Raw genomic sequence first — 25,015 nt, forward strand, 5'->3', positions numbered from 1 at the left:
TAACCTCGGTATTGAATGACGCCGCCAGTCGGGCACGACAGGGCAGCGGACGGGCACTTGATGTGCCTCTGATCAAAAAGTGCGCAATTCTAGCGACGGGAAACGCACTTGACCAGCTTTATGCAGGGAAATACGACGAGTGCTGCGCTATGCTGCGCGCCGTTGCACCGGGGTTAGGTTAGTAGTCAACAAATAATCTGTTACCAGAAGTACAGCGGCACATGCTGTGTATAGCTTAGCTTTGGGCTTAAGTGTATAGCTGGGCTGTTTATAAAAGACCTCAGGTCAAAAGGGCAGGAGTGGTTGATGGGTCAGGTAAATAGTCAGGCGGCGGGTGCCGGGCATTCCAGCGCAAAGCCAATCGGCATGTTGGTGGCGGCGGTCGGGGTGGTTTATGGCGATATCGGCACCAGCCCGCTCTACACCCTTAAAGAGGTGTTTTCCGGCAGTTATGGGGTGCAGGTCAATCATGATGGGGTGCTGGGGATCCTGGCGCTGATCTTCTGGTCGTTGATCTGGGTGGTGTCCATCAAGTACATGTTGTTTGTGCTGCGCGCCGACAACCAGGGCGAGGGCGGCATCATGGCGCTGACGGCGCTGGCCCGACGGGCGGCGGGCAATCATCCGCGGCTGCGCAGTTTTCTGGTGGTGTGCGGCCTGTGTGGCGCGGCGCTGTTCTATGGCGACAGCATGATCACCCCGGCGATTTCGGTGTTGTCGGCCATCGAGGGCCTGGAACTGGCGTTCGACGGCCTTGAGCATTGGGTCGTGCCCGTGGCGTTGGTGGTGCTGGTAGGGCTGTTCCTGATCCAGAAACATGGCACCGACCGCATCGGCAAGCTGTTCGGGCCGGTGATGGTCACCTGGTTTTTGGTGCTGGGCGGCCTGGGCGTCTATGGCATCGTCCAGCACCCCGAAGTGCTCAACGCGATGAACCCGATGTGGGGTGTGCGTTTCTTCATGGTCCATCCGGGCATCGGCGTAGCAATCCTCGGCGCCGTGGTGCTGGCCTTGACCGGCGCCGAAGCGCTGTATGCCGACATGGGCCACTTCGGCCGCAAACCCATTGCCCGGGCCTGGTTCATCCTGGTGCTGCCGGCGCTGGTGCTTAACTATTTTGGCCAGGGCGCGATGTTGCTCGGTGACCCCGAGGCCGCGCGCAACCCGTTCTACCTGCTGGCGCCAAGCTGGGCCTTGCTGCCGCTGGTGGGCTTGTCCACCCTGGCCACGGTGATTGCTTCCCAGGCAGTGATTTCCGGTGCGTTCTCGTTGACGCGCCAGGCGATCCAGCTCGGCTACATCCCGCGCATGCATATCCAGCACACTTCCAGCGCCGAGCAGGGCCAGATCTATATCGGCGCGGTGAACTGGTCGCTGATGGTCGGCGTGATCCTGCTGGTGCTGGGCTTCGAGTCCTCGGGCGCCCTGGCCTCGGCCTACGGGGTGGCTGTGACCGGGACCATGTTGATGACCACCATCCTGGTTTCCGCCGTGATGCTGCTGTTGTGGAAATGGCCGCCGGTCCTGGCCGTGCCCGTATTGCTGGGCTTTTTGCTGGTGGATGGCCTGTTCTTTGCGGCCAACGTGCCGAAAGTGGTGCAGGGCGGTGCGTTCCCGGTGTTGGCGGGGATAGTGCTGTTTGTGCTGATGACCACCTGGAAGCGCGGCAAGCAATTGCTGGTGGAACGCCTGGACGAGGGCGGGTTGCCGCTGCCGATCTTTATCAGCAGCATCCGCGTCCAGCCGCCTCATCGCGTGCAGGGCACGGCGGTGTTCCTCACCGCCCGCCCGGACGCGGTGCCCCACGCCTTGCTGCATAACCTGCTGCACAACCAGGTGCTGCACGAGCAGGTGGTGCTGCTGACGGTGGTCTATGAAGATATCCCGCGCGTCCCGGCCCAGCGCCGCTTCGAAGTAGATTCCTATGGCGACGGTTTCTTCCGGGTGATTCTGCATTTTGGCTTTACCGATGAGCCGGACGTGCCCGAAGCCCTGAAACTGTGCCACTTGGACGACCTGGACTTCAGTCCTATGCGTACCACCTACTTCCTCAGCCGCGAGACGGTCATCGCCTCCAAGCTCGAAGGTATGGCGCGCTGGCGCGAGGGGTTGTTTGCTTTCATGCTGAAGAACGCCAACGGCAACCTGCGCTTCTTCAAGTTGCCGGTGAACCGGGTGATTGAGTTGGGGACCCAGGTAGAAATGTAACTCCAACAAAAAGCCCCCGTTGCCATGCGGCAGCGGGGGCTTTTTTGTGCCTTGGGAAACTGGCTGATCACCTTGAGGAGCCGGCAAGCCAGATCCTACCGTGATGGGGTATTACTCGGCCTTGACCTGGCGCTTCTCGATGATATCCACCAGGCGCTTGGCCAGTGCCGGGTAGTTCTCGTCGAAGTGATGGCCGCCCGGTAACTTCATGGCTTCGCCCACAGCGCTCTTGTCGGTGCAGCCGCTCTCGTCGACTTCTTCCTCACCGTAGATGCACACCACCTTGGCCGCCGGCAGCTTGGCCATTTCCGGGCCGGTGGCGGCTTCCTTGCCGGCATTGCCGAGCCAGCCTTCCACTTCGATCTCAAAGCTGCCCGTGCGGGCAAAGGCCAGCAGGATTATCGCGTCTACCCGCTGCTGTTCGGCTTCCGGCAGGCGGTTGTAGATGGCCGGCAATACATCGGCGCCGAACGAGTAACCCGTCAGCACAAAGCGCTTGGTGCCCCATTTCTGCCGATAGTGCTGCATCAGCTCGGTCAGGTCCTTGGCGCTCTGCTCCGGGCTTTTGTGCTGCCAGTAATAGCGCAGGGTATCGATGCCGACCACGGGGTAGCCGATCTTGGCCATCTCGCCAGCCACGTCGCGGTCGAGGTCGCGCCAACCGCCGTCACCGGAAAGGAACAGGGTCACGGTGTCCTTGGCCTGGCCGGCCGGCACTTCCACCACCGGGATCGCCAGGCCACCATTGTCCGAACCCACCAGTTGCTTGCGCAGTTCGTTGTTCAGCACTTGCGGGTAATTGATGTCGTAGTCGCTGATGCTGGTGGTGGCGCGCGGGGTATCGCGTACGAAACTGGCGCTTTCGTCGTCAGGGTTATCGTTCCAGGCGACCAGCCAGTTGCCGTGGGCGGCGGTCTTGGGCAGTGGGTCCTTGCAGCCTTCCTGGACCAGGGCGAAGCCCACGGAGATGGCATTGGCCTTGTCGTCGTTCTGTGTCGCCAGCCAGCGCCAGGCGAGTGCCGCGCCAGGGCCGATGCCGCTGACCAGGGTGGCCGGGCCCTTGAGCTGGCCCAGGGCTGCTTGCAAGGCCTGCTCCTGCAGCTTGCAGTCGTCCTTGGGCAGGATCACTTGCACGATCTGTGCGCTGCCGCCCTGGCTCAGGGCAATCAGTTGGCTGTCGCTCAGGCTGGCGTCGGACAGCACGGCGACGGCTACGCGAGCCTTGGGGGTGGTGCCAGGGGTCACACGGGTCAGGGTCGAGCCGTCGGCCTGGGGCAGTTGCTCCAGGGTCGGTTGGGGGGCGGGGCGATTCCAGTACCAGTAGCCGCCACCCAGGATCAGGGCCAGCACCACCAGACTTGCCAATACATACCGCCAGGAGCGTCGAATCATCAGCGTTTCACCAATCCAGTCAAGCCGCCCGCGATCAGGGCGGCGGTATCGGCCAGTGCCACCAGCGGATCAAGTCCCGCGGGCACGGCCATGTAACGAGGTTCCCAGTCAGGCTGGAACTTGTCTTTGAAGCGGCGCAAACCTTGGAAGTTATACAGTTGCTCGCCACGGCGGAACACCATCGAGCCCAGGCGCTGGGTCAGCGGTGCGCCACGGCGCGGTTGCAGGCCCGACAGCGGCACCATGCCGAGGCTGAAGCGTGCATAGTTGTGGCTCTTATAGTGCTGGATCAAGCCGACCATCATGAACTCCATGGTCAGCTTTGGCGCATCCGGGTGCGCACGCATCAGGTCCAGGCTGGCCAGGTCATGGCTGTAGGTCTCAAGCAGGTTGGCGAAGGCCACCGGCTGCCCCTCGAAGCGAATCACCGCAATGCGAAAATGCTTGAGGTACTCGTCGCTGAAACGGCCCAGGGAGAAGCCCTTCTCGCGCACGTTCTTGCCGGTCAACCAGGCATCGGAGATGACTTTCAAGGCATCCATCGGCGCCTGGCCCGGCTCGAAGATTTCCAGGGACAGGCCATCCCGGGTCCCGCGGTTCCAGGTGTAGCGCAGGTCCTTCATCTCCTTGCCCTTGGCTTCCAGGTCAAAGCGCTTGAGATCGACCCGGGCTTCTTCGCCCAGCTTGATCGCGGTCAAGCCGATATCCATATAGAAGGGCAGGTTCTCCGCACGTACCTGGTAGAACACCGGGCGGGCGTGGTGGATGTCGCACAGGTCGCGAAACTGCCAGATCATCTCGGCCCGTGGCTGGGTCGGGCCGATCGGGTCGTACAGGGCCACCAGGCTGCGGCCGCGCCGGGCGTACATCAGGAACGCTTCGTCGTTGGGGTGAAACAGCAGGGCCTTGTCGCCGGTCAGTGCCAGGCCGCCGTCGGGTTGCGAGGAGGCCATCAGGATCTTGGTGGCACGCTCCAGCTCATCGGCGGTCGGCAGGTGGATCACCGGGCGGGCGGTGCGCAACAACCAGGTCAGCGACACAATCACCAGCAAGATGGCGGCGCCCAGCAGCGAGCGCAGGCCACGCGGGGCGTTGGCGTCGAGGGTGAACTGCCACCACAGTTGATGGCTGTAAGGTACGTCCTGATAGGCGAACAGCAGCAGCCAGATCGACGCCCCCAGCACGCACACGCTGGCCACCAGATACAGCGGGGAAAACGGGAGTTCGGTCAGGCGGCTGGCGCGGTAGAACGAGCGCCGGAAGATTGCCAGCAGCACCGCAGTGATGGTCATCAGGCTGGCTTCTTCCCAGTCGAAGCCTTTGAGCAGTGAGAGCAGGGCGCCCACCAGCAACAGCACCATGGTCAGCATCCAGGCTGCCGACAGGCGTCGACGCAGGCCCTGGGCCAGCAACAGGCACAACACGCCGATCAGGCTGGCGCCAAAGTGCGAGGCGTCAATCAGGCGGTGGGGAATCAGGAAGCCGATGTTTTCCAGGCGTGAGTCGATTTCCGGGGTGGCGCCGGAGAACAGCAGCACCACCCCGGACAAAAAAACCAGCACGGCCAACACCGGTGCCGCGAGGCCCGAGGCCACCCGCAGGCTTTGCTGGGTCTGGAACAGGCGCTGGGCTTCGTTGATCAGCAGGAAGATGCACGCGATCAGCAATGGCAGCACCACGTAGATCATCCGGTACAACAGCAGCGCGGCGGCCAGTGGTGCGGCGCCGAGCTTGTCGGCAAACGCGGCCAGCAGGATCGCCTCGAATACGCCGACACCGCCAGGCACATGGCTGAGCACACCGGCCGCGAGCGCCAGCAGGTACACCAGCAGGAACGGGCCAAAGGGCGGGGCTTCTGGCAGCAACATATAAAGAACGGTAGCGGCGGCGGCGACATCCAACGCGGTGATGATCAGTTGCAGGAACGTCAGGCGGCGCCCAGGCAGGCGCAAGGTGCGGCGGCCGGCCTTGACCAGCAGGTTGTCGGGGTAGGGCTGCTCTGGCAGGCGCCGACGATAAATCCCGATACACAATACGGCTGACAGCAGCAGCACCGCGCCTGCGATGCCGCCGAGCAGCGCTGCCGGCAGATGCAGGGCGTTGGAGGCGGCGGGCAGGTTGCTCAACGTGGCCAGGGCGGCGAGCGGCGGCAAGGCGCAACCCAGGGCCAGGCTGGCAAACACGGTCATATGGGCCACTTCCGAAGCCCCGATGCCATGCCGTGCATAAAGGCGGTAGCGCACCGAACCACCGGACAGCATCGACAGGCCAATCGCATTGCCGATGGCGAATGCTGTAAAGCCGCCGTAGGCCAGGGTCTTGGCCGGCAGTTTTACCCCGGCGTAGCGTGCGCCGGAAAATTCGTAGCCCAATAGAATGATGAAACCTGCGATCGCGGCGGCAAAGGCGCCCAGCAAGGCGGGCTTCGGTACTTCCAGGATCGAGTCGTGCAGGGCGTATAGATCCAGCTCTAGCAGCAGGTGGCGGCAGGCGATCAAGGCAATTGCAAACAGCAGCAGAGTGACCGCCAGCCCAATGGGTTGGCGATACTTGCTCAACAGATCCAGCCAGCGCAGGCGAGTGGGGGCGATCGGTTGTGTGGCTGTGACAGTGTCTTGTGGTTCAGACGAATTGGCGCGCATCAATCACCTCGTGGATTGTGCGCGACAGGATGGGGGTATCCAGCCAAGTTACCAATCCCTATGTACAAAATAATTACAAATAGTAACGCGGATCACCGGTCCCGGCGACAGCGTCCATTGGTCGCGCAAGGACGCGCTCGACACTTGAGCATAGCTTGCAAATGGATGGACTCTGAAACCCGCGGGCGGTTTCATGAAAGATGCCATGCCATTGTTTCAAAAGAACTTTTTCTGCGGATACAAAAAAGGCCACTCTTTCGAGTAGCCTTTTTTGATGTTTGGTTGCGGGAGCCGGATTTGAACCGACGACCTTCGGGTTATGAGCCCGACGAGCTACCAGACTGCTCCATCCCGCGTCTGTGGGCGGCATTCTACAGCGCAACGACGAGGTGTCAACCGTTAATGACATAAAGCGCAAAATAACTGCAAATTAGCCTAAGTGCTCGATTGAAAAAGACTTTTCACTGCCCTGGCGCATCGCCGGGGGTAGCAGGGCAAAAACCTGCACGCACAAAAAAGGCCACTCTTTCGAGTAGCCTTTCTTGATGTTTGGTTGCGGGAGCCGGATTTGAACCGACGACCTTCGGGTTATGAGCCCGACGAGCTACCAGACTGCTCCATCCCGCGTCTGTGTGTCGGCATTCTACAGAGGAATGGCAGTGTGTCAACTGCTGATTCCAAGAAAAGCGCTTGTGCTTCAATCGGTTAGCTCTCCAAGGCAAGGGCAGTATGGGGTTGCGGCCAGTCTAGCCGTGGCTTCCAGCTCTATTGGAGGGTGTTGTTCGATTGAAAAAATGAATTCATCCAGGTTTTTTCCTACCACTTTGTCAGATGATTCAAAGTACTGGTGCTATATACAGGTGTGGATGCGATACTGGCGATCCGTCTACTTATGTCCTGACCACGCCTCTCTTTATATGACGCAGCGCAAAATCATCCATGTCGACTGTGATTGCTTCTACGCTGCCATCGAAATGCGGGATAACCCGAGCCTGGCGCAAAAGCCCCTGGCGGTGGGTGGCTCGGCGGACCGGCGCGGGGTGATCGCCACCTGCAACTACGAGGCGCGAGCCTACGGTGTGCGTTCGGCGATGTCATCGCGCCATGCATTGAAGCTGTGCCCCGACCTGACCATCGTCAAGCCGCGCATGGATGCCTATAAAGAAGCATCGAAGGAAATTCACACGATTTTTTGCGACTACACCGATCTGATCGAGCCGTTGTCGCTGGACGAGGCTTACCTGGATGTTTCCGATTGCGCGCATTTCGGCGGCAGTGCCACGCGTATTGCCCAGGATATCCGCCGGCGCGTCTCCAACCAGTTGCATATCACGGTTTCGGCGGGGGTGGCGCCCAACAAGTTCCTGGCCAAGATCGCCAGCGACTGGAAAAAGCCCAATGGGCTGTTTGTAATCACCCCCGACCAGGTGGAAGATTTCGTATCGCAACTGCCGGTAAGCAAGCTGCATGGCGTCGGCAAGGTCACTGCCGACAAGCTGGCACGCCTGGGGATCGAGGACTGCCTGCAATTGCGCGAGTGGAACAAGCTGGCGCTGGTGCGGGAGTTCGGCAGTTTCGGTGAGCGGTTATGGAGTTTGGCGCGTGGGATTGATGAGCGTGCGGTACACAACGACAGCCGCCGGCAATCGATCAGTGTAGAAAACACCTACGACGTCGACCTGCCGGACCTGCCCAGTTGCCTGGAAAAACTCCCGGAACTGATGGCGACCCTGGCCGGGCGCATGCAGCGCATCGACAGCAGTTATCGGCCGGGCAAACCCTTTGTCAAAGTGAAGTTTCATGACTTTACCCAGACCACCCTGGAGCAGGCGGGGGCGGGGCGGGACCTGGAGAGTTACCAGCAGTTGCTGACCCAGGCGTTCAATCGTGGGGGCAAGCCGGTGCGGTTACTGGGGATTGGCGTGCGCTTGCTCGACTTGAGCGTGGGGAATGAACAGCTGGAGCTGTCCTGGTAGATGGCTGGAGGTGGGCCTTATGTGGGAGCGGGCTTGCCCGCGATGGCAGTGGGTCAGTCGAATGTATCTAACCTGACACTCCGCTATCGCGGGCAAGCCCGCTCCCACACAAGTCCGCTCCTACATTGAGTGCTGCCTCAGCGGGTACCCGGATCAGCCACCAGCCGGCCGCCATCCTTGGTCAGCGCCTTGAGAAATTCCTGCTGCAATTCGGGATCATTGCGGGTCAGTTCAATCAGGCTCTGTTCCAGTTCGCTGGCTTCTTCTTCCAGGCCCAGTTCCGACAAGCGCTTGACCCGATGCACCCATTGGCTGACTTCGTCATCCTCCAGGTCGTCGTAGATTAAGGCGTGGGCTTCCAGCAGCTTGCCGCGCAAGGTCGTGCTGATGGCCAGGGATGAGTCCGAATGCACATCATCCTGGGCATCTTCAATGCTGATCCGCAAGGTGCGGACCTGGCTCAAATCCTGTTCGGCAAACGGGCTGTCCAACAGGTTCAGGCGCAGGACGCCGTTGCGATCGGTGGTCATCTCGTGGGTCTGCTTGCCGGCCTTGACCTGCACCGGTCGCTCACTCCACGGCAGGCTGGTGTACTCCAGGCGGCGGTCACGCTGGATTTCATCGATACCCGCCAGGTTCTGTTGCGCCCGGCCGTGGGACTGCACGTTCATGAACGGGTTGAGCCCGGCCACGCCGTAACTGATCCAGTCATGGGTCATGCTGTCCGGGAGGTTGCCCAGGGCAAAGATGTTCGCCACGTTGGCCCCGGCGCCCGCCACCACTGCCACCGCACCCAGCGGGATCTCGTAGAGTTCGCGCCAGGGTTGGTAGGGCGTGTAGCGATCATAGTGGCGCGTGACTTCAAATTCAGTGACTTCGAAAGTCCGCTGTTCATGAATGCGCACGCGGCGTTGCGGCAGTTCGAGCACCTTGGGTTCGCCGACATCGATCTGCAGGCTGTGGTCGAGCAACTTGCGCTCGATCCGTTCCTCGTGCTCGCTACGCTGCGACATCTGATTGGCGCAGCCGCTGACCAGCAGGGCGCCGCACAAGGCGGCGCCCCCCAGGGCTTTGGTGTTTCGCTTGAACATGACTTCTCTTGATCTGGTTTTCAGCGACGAATACGCGCCTGAAGGAAGGGCAGCACGTCAGCCACCGGCAACGGTTGGGCTTGGGCTTCGGTCCGGCTCTTGTATTCCAGATTGCCATCGGCCAGGCCGCGGTCACTGACCACGATCCGGTGAGGGATGCCAATCAGTTCCATGTCGGCAAACTTGATGCCCGGGCTGGTCTTCTTGTCGCGATCATCGAGCAGCACTTCGAAACCGGCGGCCGTCAGTTCGGCATACAGTTTGTCGGTGGCTTCGCGAACCTGCTCGGTTTCGTAGCGCAGCGGTACCAGGGCGATCTGGAACGGCGCCAGGGTGTCGCTCCAGATAATGCCTTTGTCGTCGTGGTTCTGCTCGATGGCAGCCGCCACCACGCGGGAAACGCCAATGCCATAGCAGCCCATTTCCAGGGTCACCGGCTTGCCGTTTTCGCCCAGCACTTCGCACTTCATCGCCTTGCTGTACTTGTTGCCCAGCTGGAAGATGTGCCCCACTTCGATGCCGCGCTTGATTTCCAGGGTGCCCTTGCCGTCCGGGCTTGGATCACCGGCCACCACGTTGCGCAGGTCGGCCACGGTCGGCACCGGCAGGTCACGCTCCCAGTTGACGCCAAAGTAGTGCTTGTCGTCGATATTGGCGCCGATGCCGAAGTCGCTCATCAGCTCGACGGAACGGTCGATGATGATCGGCAGCGGCAGGTTCAGCGGGCCCAGGGAGCCAGCGCCGGCGCCAATGGCGTCACGCAGTTCGGCGTCCGAAGCCATGACCAGCGGGCTGGCGACGCCAGGTTGCTGGGCAGCCTTGATTTCGTTGAGCTCGTGGTCGCCACGGATAACCAGGGCGATCAGCTTGCCTTCTTCCTCGGCATGCACGATCAGGGTCTTGATGGTCTTTTCAATCGGCAGATTGAATTTTTCGACCAGGGCCGCGATGGTCTTGGTGTCTGGGGTGTCGACCAGGCGCAGCTCTTCAGCCGGCGCCGCACGGGAGGTTTCCCGTGGCACGGCTTCGGCTTTCTCGATGTTGGCCGCGTAGTCGGAGCCGTCGCTGAAGACGATATCGTCTTCGCCGGACTCTGCCAGCACGTGGAACTCATGGGAGCCCGCACCGCCGATGGAGCCGTTGTCTGCTTCAACTGGGCGGAATTTCAGGCCCAGGCGGGTGAACACGTTGCAATAGGCCTGGTGCATGCGGTCATAGGTGACCTGCAGCGAAGGCTGGTCGGCATGGAACGAATAGGCGTCCTTCATGATGAACTCGCGGCCACGCATCAAGCCGAAGCGTGGGCGGATTTCGTCACGGAACTTGGTCTGGATCTGATACAGGTTGAGGGGCAGCTGTTTGTAGCTGCTCAACTCGTTGCGCATCAGGTCGGTGATCACTTCTTCATGGGTCGGGCCTGCGCAGAAGTCGCGGCCATGACGATCCTTGAAGCGCAGCAGCTCAGGGCCGTACTCTTCCCAGCGCCCGGATTCCTGCCACAGTTCAGCCGGCTGAGTGCTCGGCATCAATACTTCCAGAGAGCCGGCGGCGTTCATTTCTTCGCGAACGATCGCTTCGACCTTGCGCATCACCTTCAAGCCCATGGGCAGCCAGGTGTACAGGCCAGAGGCCAGTTTGCGGATCATACCGGCGCGCAGCATCAGCTGGTGGCTGATCACGACCGCATCGGAAGGCGTTTCTTTCTGTGTGGCGAGCAAATATTGACTGGTACGCATGGTAGGCCGTTGTCGGTTGCTTGGACTTGAAGTGACCTGGGATTGTACGGGCGGTCGCCGCCAGAGTACAGGCATCAGGTGCTGACGGGATTTCTGTGGGAGCGGGCTTGGCCGCGATGCCGGCGCCTGGCTGTGTCAGGCAAACCGCAGTGATGCTATCGCGGGCAAGCCCGCTCCCACAGGTATCAGCCTTCTTCGGGCGGGTTCAAACGGATCCGCCGGCTTTCCTGGTACCAATGCAAGGCAATCAGCAGCAGTGTCGGCACGCCGAGCAGCGCGGTGATCAGGAAGAAGTTGTGATAGCCGAACTTTTCCACCATGACCCCCGAGTACCCGCCGATCAACCGTGGCAACAGCAGCATGATCGAGCTGAGCAGGGCGTACTGGGTGGCGGAGAACTTAAGGTTGGTCAGGCTCGACAGGTAGGCGACGAACGCCGAAGTCGCCAGGCCCGAGCTGAAGTTGTCCAGGGAGATGGTGAAGATCAGCATCTGCAGGTCGGCGCCCATGTCGGCGAGCATCAGGAACAGCAGGTTGGTGCCGGCCGAGGTGATACCACCGATAAACAGGATCGGCAGGATGCCGAATCGCACGATCAACAGGCCGCCCATGCCGGCGCCGACCAGGGTCATGATCAGGCCGAAGATCTTACTGACGCTGGCGATCTGGTCCTTGGTGAACCCCTGGTCGATATAGAACACGTTGGCCATCACGCCCATCACCGTGTCCGACATCCGGTAGGTGGCGATCAACCCCAGCAGCAGCAGGGCCTGCCAGCGGTAGCGCAGGATAAAGTCGTTGACCGGCGTCAGCACCGGCGCCAGGCCCCGGCGGCCCATGGCCGAAAGGCACAGGGTGGTGAGGGTGATATAGAGGATGGCGCGCAGAAACGCGCGGTCTTCGAGCAGCAGGTCGAACAGGCTCACGCCTTCGAACAGCACGCTGGCAAAGTCAGTGTTGTAGAGCTGGGTGAACATCGCCGGGACCGACACCAGCAGGACGATCAACACGAATACCGACATCAGTTGGTGGGCAAAGGTATAGCGCCCGGCCTGCAACTGGGTGCGCAACGGCACATCGGGTTCGCGCATGAAAAAGCTGGTGAGCAGGGCGGGGATCATCAGTACACCGAACAGCACATAGGTGCCGGTCCACGCCGAATGTTTGTAGTTAAAGCCGGTGGAGCCAAAGCCCTCGGCAAAGAACAGCGCGCCGGCGGTGGCCAGCAGGGCGGCGATACGGTAGCCGGACATATAGCTGGCGGCCAGTGCGGCCTGGCGGCTGTCGTCGGCGATTTCCAGGCGATAGGCGTCTACCGCGATGTCTTGGGTGGCGGAGGCAAATGCCACGATAACGGCAATGGCGATCAGCCAGGACAGGTGTTTCTGCGGGTCGCAGAAGCCCATGCCGATCAAGCCGAGAATTACCAGGGATTGGGACAGCACCAGCCAGGAGCGACGACGCCCCAGCTTGCCCAATAGCGGCAGGCGCCATTGGTCCAGTAGTGGTGACCAGACCCACTTGAACGCATAGGCCAGGCCGATCAGGCTCGCATAGCCAATGGTTTCGCGCGCCACACCGGCTTCACGCAACCAGACCGAGAGCGTCGAGAACACCAACATGTAAGGCAGACCGGCGGCGAAGCCGAGCAGTAACAGCACTAACGTCGAGGGGCTGGCATAGGCAGCGAGCGCGGCGCGCCAGGTTTTACGGGGCATGGGCTGGAGTCTGCCTCAGATTTACGGAAACAAAGCGCGCACTCTAACCGCTGTGCTCTACCGGGCGCCAGCCATGACGCTGAATATCAACGCGATTGTTCAGGATACTGACACCTTCGCTGCGCAAACGCGCACGTTGTTCATCGCCCGAAGCGCTACCCACAGGCAGACTTATCCGACCGCCGGCGGCGACTACCCGGTGCCAGGGCAACTTGGAACCCTCGGGAAGCTGGCTCAGGGTGCGGCCCACGAAGCGTGCGGCGCGCCCCAGGCCGGCCAGGTGCGCCAGTTCACCGTAGCTCACCACGCAGCCTTCGGGCACTTGGGCCAAGGTCAGGTACAGCGCGGTACGGCGCATTTCGGCCGGGTTTTGCGGGGTGTCGGCGGGCTCGTTCACTGTTCTGGCGGCTCGATTGAAATTGGTCGTCGATATGTAAGAAACGTCTGTAAAAATGCCGTTGAGAATTGAACTCAATAGAAAACCTTGAGTCAGTCCTTGCTAAGACTTCAGCTACGCCGATAATGCCTCCTTTTTCGCCAAACTTGAGCCCCGTAACCGCTTATGTTGTCCAGAACCCTGTTGTGCCTCGCTGTCTTTACTGCTTCTACCCCTGTGCTGGCCGATACGGTCTGGTTGAAAAACGGTGATCGCCTGACTGGCAAGATCAAGGTTTTCGACGGCGGCAAACTGCTGATCCAGACTGAATACGCGGGTGCAATCCCGGTGGACTGGAAGCAGGTGAAAACCCTGGAAAGCGACCAGGAACTGCTGGTCAAGCAGGATGCCTACACCGGCGAGAAGGCCAAGTCCCTGCACCCGGCGGAGGATGGCAAGGTGGTCCTGGCCAACGGCGAGACGCCCAAGACGGTGGAGTTGGCCAGCATCCAGCAGATCATCAAGCCCAAGCCGGTGATCGAGGATCTGGTGTGGAAGGGCAACGTCGACGTGGCGCTGGACTACAAGCGTGCGGAAAAAGACACCGACGATTATGACATCGACTTCAAGACCACCGCCCGTCACGGCAAGTGGCGGCATATCGCTGAAGGCGAATACAACCGCGAATTCCAGAACGATGTGGTCACTACCGACAACTGGAGTGCCGAGTACGCGCTGGACCGCTTTATTACCGACCAGTGGTTCTGGCAGGGGCGCTTGACCTACAAGCACGACAGGGTTGAAGACCTGCGTCGCCAGCGCACCGTCGGTACCGGTCCGGGTTATCAGTTCTGGGATGATGAACTGGGTGCGTTCTCCCTCGGCTCGCTGCTCAACCGCACTGACTATGAATACCAGGACGGCGGCAAGGACAACTTCTATTCCCTGGCCATGAAGTGGGACTACAACCGCTACCTGATCGGCAAGACCGTGGAGTTCTTCACCAACGGCGAAGTGGGCAAGCCCCTGGCCGGTCCTGCCGACTACGCCCTCGATGCCGAAATGGGCCTGCGCTACAAAGTCACCGAATGGGCATCGCTCAATCTCAAGGCCGAGCGCGACATCATCAGCGGCGGTTCGGACAGCGACTTGAGCAAGACCCGTTACACCGCAGGTTTTGGCGTGACCTGGTAAGCCTGCCACGGTACGAATGCGGACTTTTAATGTGGGAGCGGGCTTGCTCGCGATAGCGATGTATCAGTCGACATATTCGTTAACTGACCAGTCTGCTATCGCGAGCAAGCCCGCTCCCGCAGTTGTTTTTCGGCGTTGTTACAGGCGCAACCCCCCATCCAGCTCCAGGATGCGCCCGGTGTAATAGTCGTTCTCGAAGATATATCCCGCCGAATGGGCGATTTCTTCCGGGCGGCCCATGCGCTTGAGCGGGATCCCCGACGTCATCTTCTCCAGCGCCTCGGGCTTCATGCCCAGGGTCATCTCGGTCTCGATAAAGCCCGGCGCAATGCCCGCCACGCGAATGCCATAGCGCGCCAGTTCCTTGGCCCAGGTCACCGTCGCCGCCGCCACGCCGGCCTTGGCCGCCGAATAGTTGGTCTGGCCCACGTTACCCGCGCGGGAGATCGACGAGATATTGATAATGGCGCCCTGGTTTTTCAGCTCCACCATCTTCGCCGCCACTTCGCGGGTGCAGAGGAACACTCCGGTCAGATTGACGTCGATCACCGCCTGCCACTGGGCCAGGCTCATCTTGGTCATCTCGCCGTCCTTGACCTTGAGCAACAGGCCATCGCGCAGGATCCCGGCGTTGTTGATCAGACCGTGGATCGCGCCGAAATCATCGGCGATCCGTGCCACGGTGTAGGTCACCTGTTCTTCGTCTGCCACATTGCATAGATAGCTGCGCGCGGTGACGCCATGGGACTGGCATGCAGCCACTGCCGCATCGAGCTTTTCCTGATTGAGGTCCACCAGCGCCAGGTGGGCACCTTTACTTGCAAAATACTCGGCCATGGAACGGCCCAAACCCTGGCAACCGCCGGTGATAATGATTACTTTGTCGTTGAGATGCATTCGCATGTCCTGTGAGCAGATTTAAGCGGTTGCCCAAGTCCGTTTTTTGACGGAATTTATCGAAGGAGTCATAAGTTGAGCGTCCACGTCGCCAAGAATGCCCGAGAACTACTGCTCAAGGAATACCGTGGGGCGCTCGCCACACACTCCAAAGCCATGCCCGGCTTCCCCTTTGGTTCGGTGGTGCCTTACTGCCTGGACGCCGAGGGCCGGCCGCTGATCCTGATCAGCCGTATTGCCCAGCACACCCATAACCTGCAAAAAGACCCTAAATGTTCGTTGCTGGTGGGTGAGCGTGAGGCGGATGACGTGCAGGCCGTCGGGCGCCTCACCTATCTTGCCGAAGCCGAAAAACTCGAGGACGAGGCGGCCATTGCTGCCGCCGCCGAGCGTTACTATCGGTACTTCCCGGATTCGGCGAACTACCACAAGGCCCATGATTTTGATTTCTGGGTCCTCAAGCCGGTGCGGCATCGCTATATCGGCGGTTTCGGGGCGATCCACTGGGTGGATCAACTGACCCTGGCCAACCCGTTCGCCGGCAAGGCCGAGTTGAGCATGATCGAGCACATGAACAGCGATCACACCAAGGCCATCGCCCACTATGTCGAACTGGCCGGCCTGCCGACCTTCGAGCCGGCGCAACTGGCCGGTATCGACAGCGAGGGCATGCATTTGCGCATCGGCCAGGGCCTGCACTGGTTGCCTTTTGCGGATACTTGCAACACTCCGACACAAGTGCGCGAGGCCCTGGTTTTCCTGGCCCATGCCGAGGCTTGGCCGAAAAAAGCCGTCACACACGCTTGAATTCACGAAAGGGCGACGTCATCTAAGGTCTAGTAGCAAGGCATTCTTGCGTTGAGGAACCATTTGATGCGCCCTTTTTTATTGCTCTTTCTGCTGTTTCCGGTGCTGGAGCTGTTCGTATTCGTCAAGGTCAGCGGGGCTATCGGGTTTTTCCCGGCGCTGCTGCTGATAATTCTCGGCTCGATGCTCGGCGTGTTCGTGCTGCGGATCGCCGGCCTGGCCACCGCACTGCGTGCTCGTGAAAGCCTGAACCGTGGCGAGTTGCCGGCCCAGACCATGCTCGAAGGCCTGATGATGGCCTTGGCCGGTGGCCTGCTGATCGTGCCGGGTTTTGTCAGCGATGTGCTCGGTTTGATCCTGCTGTTGCCATTCACCCGTCGGTTGCTGGCGGGCAAGCTGCGCCAGCGTGCCGAAGAAGCGGCGATCCGCCAGCGTGCCTTTGCCGACGACCTGCAACCCCGTGGCGGCCCGGCACCTCGCCAGCCGCTGGGGCGTGAAGGTGATGTGATCGAAGGCGAGTTCGAGCACCGCGACTCCAAGTAATACCCTCCCTGGCATGGCCCCTGCGGGTGCCTTGCCGGAGTAAAAATTTTCACCGCTGGCCCTTGTAATAAGCATATACGCCCTTATGTAACGGTCACCGCAAGGTTTCTGGTGGCGACACCAGACAGACTTCCGCGTTTCGCTTGGCGAACCGCGACCGGCACCGCCGGACTACCACCAGCCGGTACTGATACCGGCCGATGAAACTTACAATTAGGAGAGATCGACAATGAGCAAGCTTCGTCCTCTGCACGACCGCGTCGTTATCCGTCGCAGCGAAGAAGAAAAGAAAACCGCTGGCGGTATCGTTCTGCCAGGTTCGGCTGCTGAAAAAGCCAACCACGGTGTGATCCTCGCAGTTGGCCCAGGCAAGACGCTGGAAAACGGTCAAGTACGTGAGCTGGCTGTGAAAGTGGGTGACAAGGTTGTATTCGGTCCTTACTCCGGCAGCAACACTGTGAAAATCGACGGCGAAGACCTGCTGGTGATGGCTGAGAACGAGATTCTCGCTGTACTGGAAGGCTGATTTTCCCGCTCATTTTCCCGTTACTACAAAGTATTTAAGGAATATCGATCATGGCTGCTAAAGAAGTTAAATTCGGCGATTCCGCCCGTAAGAAAATGCTCACCGGTGTCAACATCCTGGCTGACGCAGTAAAAGCGACCCTGGGCCCGAAAGGCCGTAACGTGATCATCGAGAAGAGCTTCGGCGCTCCGACCATCACCAAGGACGGCGTTTCGGTCGCCAAAGAAATCGAACTGGAAGACCGTTTCGAAAACATGGGCGCGCAGCTGGTCAAAGACGTTGCCTCCCGTGCCAACGATGACGCAGGCGACGGCACCACCACCGCCACCGTTCTGGCTCAGGCAATCGTCAACGAAGGCTACAAAGCCGTCGCTGCCGGCATGAACCCGATGGACCTCAAGCGCGGCATCGACAAGGCGACCATCGCCATCGTTGCTGAGCTGAAAAGCCTGTCCAAGCCATGCGCTGACACCAAGGCTATCGCTCAGGTAGGCACCATCTCCGCCAACTCCGACAGCTCCATCGGCGACATCATTGCCGAAGCCATGGAAAAAGTCGGTAAAGAAGGCGTGATCACCGTTGAAGAAGGCACTGGCCTGGAAAACGAACTGTCGGTTGTAGAAGGCATGCAGTTCGACCGTGGCTACCTGTCCCCGTACTTCGTCAACAAGCCAGAGACCATGGTTGCCGAGCTGGACAGCCCGCTGATCCTGCTGGTCGACAAAAAGATCTCGAACATCCGCGAAATGCTGCCAGTACTGGAAGCCGTTGCCAAAGCCGGCCGTCCACTGCTGATCGTTTCCGAAGACGTTGAAGGCGAAGCCCTGGCGACTCTGGTTGTGAACAACATGCGCGGTATCGTTAAAGTCGCAGCCGTCAAGGCTCCAGGCTTCGGCGATCGTCGCAAGGCCATGCTGCAGGACATCGCCGTCCTGACTGGCGGTACCGTTATCTCCGAAGAGATCGGCCTGAGCCTGGAAAGTGCCACCCTGGAAAACCTGGGTAGCGCCAAGCGCGTGACCATCTCCAAGGAAAACACCATCATTGTTGACGGTGCTGGCGTGGAGCAGGACATCCAGGCGCGCATCACCCAGATCCGTGCCCAGGTTGCTGAAACCTCCTCGGACTACGACCGTGAAAAACTGCAAGAGCGCCTGGCCAAGCTGTCCGGCGGTGTTGCAGTGATCAAGGTTGGCGCTGGTTCCGAAGTTGAAATGAAAGAGAAGAAAGCCCGCGTTGAAGACGCCCTGCACGCAACCCGCGCAGCCGTCGAAGAAGGCGTGGTACCTGGCGGTGGCGTTGCGCTGATCCGTGCCCTGGAAGCCTTGGTCGGTCTGACCGGCGACAACGCTGACCAGGACGTGGGTATTGCTGTACTGCGTCGTGCTGTTGAAGCACCGCTGCGCCAGATTGCTGCCAACTCCGGCGACGAGCCGAGCGTTGTGGTCAACGAAGTCAAGAACGGCAAAGGTAACTACGGTTACAACGCTGCGACTGGCGTCTACGGCGACATGATCGAAATGGGCATCCTGGACCCTACCAAGGTGACTCGTTCCGCGCTGCAAGCGGCATCCTCCATCGGCGGTCTGATCCTGACCACCGAAGCTGCGATCGCTGATGCACCGAAGAAAGAAGGCTCGGCTGGCGGCGGTATGCCAGACATGGGCGGCATGGGTGGCATGGGCGGCATGATGTAAGCCAGCCTTACCCCTGATGCATAAAAGCCCCGCCTGAGTGATCAGGCGGGGCTTTTTTATGGGCGCTTATCGAGTCAGCGCGCACTCATTTGAGGGGCGGCGTCTTTCGCGCCTTTCCAGGCTAACAGGTGTTGCTTGAAGTCATGACTGGCTGCCTGGTAGTAAGTGATCGCACGTTGGATCAACGGGTCATTGCTGTCTACCCGGGACTCCTGGCTCGCGCCCAGGGCCTGGTCATGGCGCCGCAGGCCTTGGCGGGGGCTGAGGATTGCCAGGTTGGTGCCGTCAAACAAGCCCAGGTGCTGATAGTTGCCGATCACTACGCGAGGAGGCAGCGGGTTGTCTTGCAGCAGGTTGCGTCCGAAAAACGTCGATTCATAGCTCAGGTTCAACAGACCCAGGAGTGTCGGGGCGAGGTCGATCTGGCTGGCCAGTTGCGCGCTTTCCCGGGCCTCGATCAATTTCGGCGCATAGATAAACAGTGGAATCTGGTAGTTGGCGACGGGCAAGTCTTCCTTGCCCGCGCTGCCGGCGGTGTGGTCGGCGACAAACACAAAGATCGTATTGTCGAACCACGGTTTTTGGCGCGCAGCCTGTAGGAATTGGCCGATGGCGTAGTCAGTGTATTTCACCGCACCGTCGCGACCGTTGCCGGACTTGATGTCGATCCTGCCGTCCGGGTAGGTGTAGGGGCGATGGTTGGAGGTGGTCATCAACTGCAGCAGGAACGGTTGCTGCTTGGCATAACCGGCATCCGCCAGCTTCAAGGTTTGCTTGAAGAGGTCTTCATCGGCCATGCCCCAGGCGTTTTTAAAGCTGATTTCGGATTCGGCGACACTGCTCTGATCAACCACCCGGTAACCGTTGCCGCTGAAAAACGCATTCATATTGTCGAAGTAGCCGCGGCCGCCATACACAAACACGCTGTCATAACCGATTGCACTGAGCTGCTGGCCCAGGCTGGCGAAGCCGCTTTCGCGACCAATCCGTTTGACGATGGAGCGCCCCGGAGTGGGCGGGATGGCCAGGGTAATGGCTTCCAGGCCTCGGTCGGTGCGGGTGCCGGTGGCGTAGAAGTTGCTGAAATACAGGCTGTGTTTGCGCAACTGATCAAGGTTGGGGGTCAGGTTGCGGTCGTCGCCATTGCTGCCCATGTATTTGGCGCTGAAGCTTTCGATGGTCACCAGCACGATATTGGGTTTGCGCAACGTACCGGGGTTGTCGATGGCGCGGCGGATATCCAGTGGATCGGTGCCAATGAACCGGGCATTGGGTTCACTGAGTTCCGCCCGTAGCTGGCGGGCCACGATATCGCTCGGCAGGCTTTTGTAGAACTGGCTGTAGTCCAGTTCATTGTTGCGGAACGCGGCGAAGAATTGGTACGGGCCATTGCTGGCCAGCTCATTGTTATAGGCGTTGCCCCCCTGGGGGCGCGGGCTGTCCTGGCTGACCAACTGCAGGCTCAGGCCGGCCACCACCAACAATCCCAAGGCATTGAGCAAGCGCCCACGCATGGCCGGCAGCGGCGAGTCGAGTGTTGCGTTGAACAGCTTGCGCAAGGCCAGGCTCAGGACAATCGCCAGTATCGCCAACAGGCTCAACAGTTTGCCGATGGGGTAGGACTCCAGCAGGTTGTTCAACACCTCATCGGAATACACCAGATAGTCGACGGCGATAAAGTTGAAGCGCACGCCGAACTCATCCCAGAACAACCATTCGGCCACCGAGGTGAACAGCATGGCGAACAGGCTGACGGTCAGTACGCCTTGCAGGAACCAGCGGTGGCCGCGCCGCCGCCACAAAGCCGGTGGGCACAGCAGTAGGTACAGGCCCAGGGGCAGCGCGGCATAGGCCAGGAAACCCAGGTCGTAGAGCAGGCCCACACCGAACACCGGCAGCAGGTTGCCGCCGACTTCATCCAGGTGGGTAATGAGCAGTACGCTGCGGGTCAACAGAAAAATAACCAGCCAAGCGCCGGTCACCAACAGCAGATAGCGCATTGGCGCAGTTTTGATAAAACCCATATCCAAGTTCCTTATATCAATGGGGGGCGATTTTCACTCTGGTACTGTAGTCAAGCTGTGAACCGATAGTGAAAAACTCGTTGCACCAGTCAATCAGTTGAAAAGAGTAATAGGTCAGCCCCTCAGGCCTAGCGGTAAGCCCGGCTTGGCCTTAAGCTGCGCGAGCCAACACGGCCGTTACCGCGTACGGAGACACTGCCCATGCGAATTTTATTGGTTGAAGACAACCGCGATATTCTGGCCAACCTGGCGGATTACCTGGGGCTCAAGGGCTACACCGTGGACTGTGCGCAGGACGGTTTGTCAGGCCTGCACCTGGCCGCCACCGAGCATTACGACCTGATCGTGCTCGATATCATGCTGCCCGGCATTGATGGCTACACCCTGTGCAAACGCCTGCGTGAAGACGCGCGCCGCGATACGCCGGTGATCATGCTCACCGCCCGCGATCAATTGGACGACCGCCTGCAAGGCTTCAAATCGGGTGCCGACGACTACCTGCTCAAGCCGTTTGCCCTGTCGGAGTTGGCCGCACGCATCGAAGCGGTGCTGCGCCGGGCCCAGGGTGGCGGGCGGCGGGAGTTGCAAGTCGGCGATTTGTCCTACGACCTCGACACCCTGGAAGTGACCCGCGAAGGGCGCCTGCTCAAGCTCAACCCGGTCGGCCTGAAATTGCTCGCGGTGCTGATGCAGAAAAGCCCTCACGTCCTGCGCCGCGAAGTGCTGGAAGAAGCCCTGTGGGGCGATGACTGCCCGGACAGCGACAGCCTGCGCAGCCACGTCCACCAACTGCGCCAGGTGATCGACAAGCCATTTGCCAAGCCATTGCTGCAAACCGTGCATGGCGTGGGTTATCGCTTGGCCGAGGGCCGTGATGGAGTTTAAGCAAAGCCTTGCCCAGCGGATCATCATCGCCTTTGCGCTGATGAGCGCGCTGGTAGCGGGGGCCTTTGCCATGGGCATCGTTGCCACGGTGCACCTGGTGGAAGAAAAACTGATTTCGGCGGGCCTGGGCGGCGACCTGCAACGTCTGCTGTTGATGGACAGTGTCGAAGACTGGCGTCACCGCCCCGAGCCGGACCAGTTGTTCTACTTCAGTGGCGGGCGTGGTGATTTTCAGCTGCCCAAGGACTTGCGGCACCTGGACGCCGGCTTTCACGAAGTGTTCCGCGATGCGCTTTCCTACCATGCGATGGTCGAAATCGTCGACGGCCGTCGGTATGTCCTATTGCAAGACCAAAGCGATTTCGAAGAGCGCGAGCGCGTGCTGTTTGCGGTGGTGCTGGTAGGGTTTGTCCTCAGCCTGGCGCTGGCGGTATTCCTCGGCTGGGTCCTTGCCCGCAAGGTGATGGCACCGGTAGTACGCCTGGCGCGCCAAGTGCGGCATCGTGACCAGTTGTTGGGCCTGGCCCCACCGTTGGCCCCGGACTACGCGGCCGACGAAGTAGGCGAGTTGGCGGTGGCCTTCGATGCGACCCTTGGCCGTTTGCGCCAGGCCCTGACCCGCGAGCGCCTGTTCACCAGCGATGTCAGCCATGAGTTGCGCACCCCCTTGATGGTGCTGGCCAGTTCCTGCGAGCTGCTGCTGGAAAACCCGGCCATTGATTCACGGGGACGCAAACAGGTCGAGCGCATCGCCCGGGCCTGCGAGGAAATGCGCGAACTGGTACAGACCTTCCTGATGCTCGCTCGTGCCCAGCACGATGACACCACGATGTCGCCCCAGGTCAGCCTGGCCGAAGTCGCGGAGGGCTTGCTGGGGATCTGGCGCGAACCCATCGAGCGCAAGGGCATCGAGTTGTTCTACCAGCCGGGCAACCCACTCGATACCCGCTACAACGCTACCTTCCTGCATGCGGTCATGGGCAACCTGCTGCGCAATGCCCTGCACTACACCGAGCAGGGGTTTATCCGCCTGACCCTAGAACCCACCGGCTTTGTGGTGGAAGACAGCGGCGTGGGGATTCCCGAAGACAAGCGCGAGGCCATGTTTGAGCCGTTTGTGCGCGGCAACGAAAAGCGCGGTGATGGCCTGGGCCTGGGTTTGTCGCTGGTCCAGCGCATCTGCGAAAGCCAGGGCTGGGTGGTCAGCCTCAGCACCATGGAGCCTAGCGGCTGCCGTTTCCATGTTGAATTGAGCCACGTCAAATCCTGATCTCTTCCTGCCCCTATCCTGGGGCAGACTCCTTCCTGTTCGACGAAGATGGCTTCCTGCCATGCTTTTTCCCTGTAAAACCTTGTAATTCTTTAGGGTTAGACGGGACGTTTTTTTCACAAAGGGTTGACCTGCGGATGACGTGCGACTGCTTAAGGTTGTAGGCATCAGTCCAGGAGACTCGTTGATGGCTACTCCGATCAAGCTTGAATTTTCCGCAAAGTACGATGACCGGCACGCTCAGCAATATTTGCACAAGCACCAGGACACTTTGGCGCGCCGGCTGTCCCACAAACGCGACGAACAATTGGCCCGTGGTGCGCTGGCGATGGCCGGCGAGCCCGGCCTGGTATTGGACTTGCCGTGCGGCGCCGGGCGTTTCTGGCCGCTGCTGGCCGAAAAGCCCAACCGGATCATTATTGGGGCGGACAATTCCGAGTCCATGTTGAACATCGCCATGGGGGCGCAACCGGCGGATGTGGTCAAGCAGGTACGACCCTTGCAGACATCTGCGTTTGATATCGATTTGCCAGATAACGCCGTGGACAGCATTTTTTGCATGCGCCTGTTGCATCACATCGGCGAGCCGGCGCATCGCATGGCGATATTGAAGGAATTTCAACGAGTTACCCGCGACAGTGTGATTGTTTCGTTGTGGGTGGATGGCAATTTCAAGGCCTGGAAACGCAAGCGCCTGGAAGTGCAGCGCCGCAACAAAAGTGAGCAGGACAGTTACCGAAATCGATTTGTGTTACCGGCTGCTACTGTTGAGGCTGAGTTTGAGCAAGCTGGTTTCCGCGTCCAGGAGTGTTTGGACTTCATACCGCTGTATGCCATGTGGCGAGTGTACGTATTGCGCAAGAGGTAGCAGGATGGTGGTTGAGTACGTAGCAGGCAGTCACGTAGCTCCTGAGGAGCGGTTCGATTATTTCTGGCGGCAGCAGGGCGAGTGGGTCGAGGAACCCAATCGACGTCGGGGTGGCGAAAGCGGCGTACAGCGGGTGATCGGTACCAATGGGCGCTTGCTCTACAGCAAGCGCCAGACAGGCCATACCTACCGCAGCTGGCTGCATCCCTTTGGGCGGCCTACGGTGCTACGCGAGCGTGATGCGCTCAGGGGCCTGCGCTTGCTCGATGTGGGTGTTCCGGAGCTGGTGTTCTGTGGTGCCCGTCGTGATCCGGACCACCAGTGGAAGGCCTTGCTGGTGACGGCTTCATTGGACGGATTCGTGGAAATCGACAACTGGTACGCCGCCTGTGGTCGCGAGCAATGCGGGGAGCTGGTGCATGAGCGCCTGCTGGCTGAATTGGCGCAGACCCTGGCGCGCATGCACAAGGGGCGCTGGCAGCATGGCTGCCTGTACAGCAAGCATATTTTTGTGCGGGTCAGCGGGGCGGGTGAGGGCGCGACGGTCGAAGTGGCGCTGCTGGATCTCGAGAAGTGCCGCCAACGCTTGACCGCCCGCCGGGCCGCCGCCCATGACATGCAGCAATTGCGTCGCCATTCGTCGTGGAATACCGCCGACTGGCAAAAACTCAGCTACTTTTACCAAGCGGCGTTTGGCAGCGCTATCAAGGGTTTAACCTAATGAAGCTAGAAATAGCACGAGGTTTGTTTCTGTTGGGGGCCTTGGGCATCGCATCCCTGGCCCTGGCTGCCTGGGAGCAGCCCCGCACAGAAGTCCTCAGCGCGGTGCACAGTGGCGGGCAATGCCCGCTGCCACGGATCGCCAAGACCGCTGGGGTCACGCAGCCTGATCATCAGCTTTTGCTGTTTATGTTTGGGATGTCCCAAGGCATGAGGCCTGCGAGTTGAAGAGATTGACGCCCCGATAAAAGGCCTCGCATAGCGAGGCCTTTTTTGTGGACCACGGCAGAGCCCGAGCGCGCAACTACATCCCTTGTAGGAGCCGGCTTGCCGGCGATGACGCCAGTAAGAACACCTCGGGGATGTCAGGTATCCAACGTGATCGTTAACGACCATCGCCGGCAAGCCGGCTCCTACAGTGGGCGTCAACGATCAGGTCAGTGCC

At 60.3% G+C, this 25,015-nt stretch carries 20 protein-coding genes and 2 tRNA genes; 12 read left to right on the top strand and 10 right to left on the bottom strand.

The genetic code is table 11. From position 1 onward, the window contains the following. Nucleotides 1–306: 306 nt before the first annotated feature. On the top strand, nucleotides 307–2,208 hold the full coding sequence (locus HBO19_RS02320; protein ID WP_170041859.1) for a potassium transporter Kup: 1,902 nt from the start codon (nucleotides 307–309) through the stop codon (nucleotides 2,206–2,208). A gap of 111 nt (nucleotides 2,209–2,319) precedes the next feature. Here HBO19_RS02320 and HBO19_RS02325 read toward each other — a convergent pair whose 3' ends face one another. The 4 genes from HBO19_RS02325 to HBO19_RS02340 all read right to left on the bottom strand — a co-directional run bounded on the left by HBO19_RS02325 (nucleotide 2,320) and on the right by HBO19_RS02340 (nucleotide 6,869). After that, nucleotides 2,320–3,600, bottom strand: coding sequence for a virulence factor family protein (locus HBO19_RS02325; RefSeq protein ID WP_170056824.1), 1,281 nt, complete (start codon nucleotides 3,598–3,600; stop codon nucleotides 2,320–2,322). After that, complete coding sequence (gene mprF, locus HBO19_RS02330; protein ID WP_170041861.1) at nucleotides 3,600–6,242, bottom strand: bifunctional lysylphosphatidylglycerol flippase/synthetase MprF; 2,643 nt, start codon at nucleotides 6,240–6,242, stop codon at nucleotides 3,600–3,602. Before mprF ends, HBO19_RS02325 begins: the two co-directional genes overlap by 1 nt. Nucleotides 6,243–6,521: 279 nt before the next feature. Beyond that, nucleotides 6,522–6,598 (bottom strand) — tRNA-Met (locus HBO19_RS02335). Nucleotides 6,599–6,792: 194 nt separating this feature from the next. Then, nucleotides 6,793–6,869, bottom strand: a tRNA-Met gene (locus tag HBO19_RS02340). Between the two features lie 290 nt (nucleotides 6,870–7,159). On the opposite strand from HBO19_RS02340, the gene dinB reads away from it, so the two are divergent. Continuing rightward, nucleotides 7,160–8,218, top strand: a complete 1,059-nt coding sequence (gene dinB / locus HBO19_RS02345) for a DNA polymerase IV (RefSeq protein WP_170041862.1) — start codon at nucleotides 7,160–7,162, stop codon at nucleotides 8,216–8,218. Between the two features lie 137 nt (nucleotides 8,219–8,355). Here dinB and HBO19_RS02350 read toward each other — a convergent pair whose 3' ends face one another. From HBO19_RS02350 to HBO19_RS02365, 4 genes are all read right to left on the bottom strand, one after another. Then, nucleotides 8,356–9,309 (bottom strand): hypothetical protein, encoded by a 954-nt coding sequence (locus HBO19_RS02350; RefSeq protein WP_169954604.1) that lies wholly within the window; start codon nucleotides 9,307–9,309, stop codon nucleotides 8,356–8,358. A 20-nt stretch (nucleotides 9,310–9,329) separates the two neighbouring features. Then, nucleotides 9,330–11,045, bottom strand: coding sequence for a proline--tRNA ligase (locus tag HBO19_RS02355; protein ID WP_170056825.1), 1,716 nt, complete (start codon nucleotides 11,043–11,045; stop codon nucleotides 9,330–9,332). A 185-nt stretch (nucleotides 11,046–11,230) separates the two neighbouring features. Continuing rightward, on the bottom strand, nucleotides 11,231–12,763 hold the full coding sequence (locus HBO19_RS02360; protein WP_169954606.1) for an AmpG family muropeptide MFS transporter: 1,533 nt from the start codon (nucleotides 12,761–12,763) through the stop codon (nucleotides 11,231–11,233). A 43-nt stretch (nucleotides 12,764–12,806) separates the two neighbouring features. Then, a complete protein-coding gene (locus tag HBO19_RS02365) occupies nucleotides 12,807–13,160 on the bottom strand; it encodes an MGMT family protein (RefSeq protein ID WP_169954607.1) in 354 nt (117 codons plus the stop codon). A gap of 165 nt (nucleotides 13,161–13,325) precedes the next feature. Here HBO19_RS02365 and HBO19_RS02370 point away from each other — a divergent pair, with 165 nt between their 5' ends. Continuing rightward, the gene (locus tag HBO19_RS02370) at nucleotides 13,326–14,333 is read left to right on the top strand and encodes a DUF481 domain-containing protein (RefSeq protein WP_169954608.1); all 1,008 of its coding nucleotides are present in this window, start codon (nucleotides 13,326–13,328) and stop codon (nucleotides 14,331–14,333) included. A gap of 138 nt (nucleotides 14,334–14,471) precedes the next feature. Here the strand turns inward: HBO19_RS02370 and HBO19_RS02375 are convergent, their stop codons facing one another. Further along, complete coding sequence (locus tag HBO19_RS02375; protein ID WP_170056826.1) at nucleotides 14,472–15,230, bottom strand: SDR family oxidoreductase; 759 nt, start codon at nucleotides 15,228–15,230, stop codon at nucleotides 14,472–14,474. A gap of 75 nt (nucleotides 15,231–15,305) precedes the next feature. On the opposite strand from HBO19_RS02375, the gene HBO19_RS02380 reads away from it, so the two are divergent. The 4 genes from HBO19_RS02380 to groL all read left to right on the top strand — a co-directional run bounded on the left by HBO19_RS02380 (nucleotide 15,306) and on the right by groL (nucleotide 18,803). Continuing rightward, on the top strand, nucleotides 15,306–16,037 hold the full coding sequence (locus HBO19_RS02380) for a HugZ family protein (protein WP_170056827.1): 732 nt from the start codon (nucleotides 15,306–15,308) through the stop codon (nucleotides 16,035–16,037). A gap of 66 nt (nucleotides 16,038–16,103) precedes the next feature. After that, nucleotides 16,104–16,580: an FxsA family protein gene (locus HBO19_RS02385; protein WP_057439377.1), complete on the top strand. Its 477-nt coding sequence runs from the start codon at nucleotides 16,104–16,106 to the stop codon at nucleotides 16,578–16,580. A gap of 229 nt (nucleotides 16,581–16,809) precedes the next feature. Then, a complete protein-coding gene (locus HBO19_RS02390; protein ID WP_170041865.1) occupies nucleotides 16,810–17,106 on the top strand; it encodes a co-chaperone GroES in 297 nt (98 codons plus the stop codon). A gap of 50 nt (nucleotides 17,107–17,156) precedes the next feature. Then, nucleotides 17,157–18,803: a chaperonin GroEL gene (gene groL, locus HBO19_RS02395; protein ID WP_169954612.1), complete on the top strand. Its 1,647-nt coding sequence runs from the start codon at nucleotides 17,157–17,159 to the stop codon at nucleotides 18,801–18,803. A 74-nt stretch (nucleotides 18,804–18,877) separates the two neighbouring features. Here the strand turns inward: groL and HBO19_RS02400 are convergent, their stop codons facing one another. Further along, entirely contained in the window at nucleotides 18,878–20,827 is a 1,950-nt protein-coding gene (locus HBO19_RS02400) for an LTA synthase family protein (protein WP_170056828.1), read from the bottom strand. A gap of 201 nt (nucleotides 20,828–21,028) precedes the next feature. Between HBO19_RS02400 and colR the strand changes: the two genes are divergently transcribed. The 5 genes from colR to HBO19_RS28395 all read left to right on the top strand — a co-directional run bounded on the left by colR (nucleotide 21,029) and on the right by HBO19_RS28395 (nucleotide 24,798). Further along, entirely contained in the window at nucleotides 21,029–21,712 is a 684-nt protein-coding gene (gene colR, locus HBO19_RS02405; RefSeq protein WP_029295378.1) for a two-component system response regulator ColR, read from the top strand. Then, on the top strand, nucleotides 21,702–22,982 hold the full coding sequence (locus HBO19_RS02410; RefSeq protein WP_169954614.1) for a HAMP domain-containing sensor histidine kinase: 1,281 nt from the start codon (nucleotides 21,702–21,704) through the stop codon (nucleotides 22,980–22,982). The genes colR and HBO19_RS02410 overlap by 11 nt, the downstream gene beginning before the upstream one ends. Nucleotides 22,983–23,169: 187 nt before the next feature. After that, entirely contained in the window at nucleotides 23,170–23,850 is a 681-nt protein-coding gene (locus tag HBO19_RS02415; protein WP_169954615.1) for a class I SAM-dependent methyltransferase, read from the top strand. A 4-nt stretch (nucleotides 23,851–23,854) separates the two neighbouring features. Beyond that, on the top strand, nucleotides 23,855–24,571 hold the full coding sequence (locus tag HBO19_RS02420) for a lipopolysaccharide kinase InaA family protein (RefSeq protein ID WP_170056829.1): 717 nt from the start codon (nucleotides 23,855–23,857) through the stop codon (nucleotides 24,569–24,571). Further along, nucleotides 24,571–24,798 carry a hypothetical protein gene (locus HBO19_RS28395; RefSeq protein WP_262376938.1) on the top strand — a complete coding sequence of 76 codons (228 nt, stop codon included), beginning with the start codon at nucleotides 24,571–24,573 and terminating at the stop codon, nucleotides 24,796–24,798. Before HBO19_RS02420 ends, HBO19_RS28395 begins: the two co-directional genes overlap by 1 nt. The last annotated feature ends 217 nt before the right edge of the window (nucleotides 24,799–25,015 follow it).

The organism is Pseudomonas sp. WS 5021, from assembly GCF_012985535.1.
In the GTDB taxonomy this organism is placed as follows: Bacteria; Pseudomonadota; Gammaproteobacteria; order Pseudomonadales; family Pseudomonadaceae; genus Aquipseudomonas.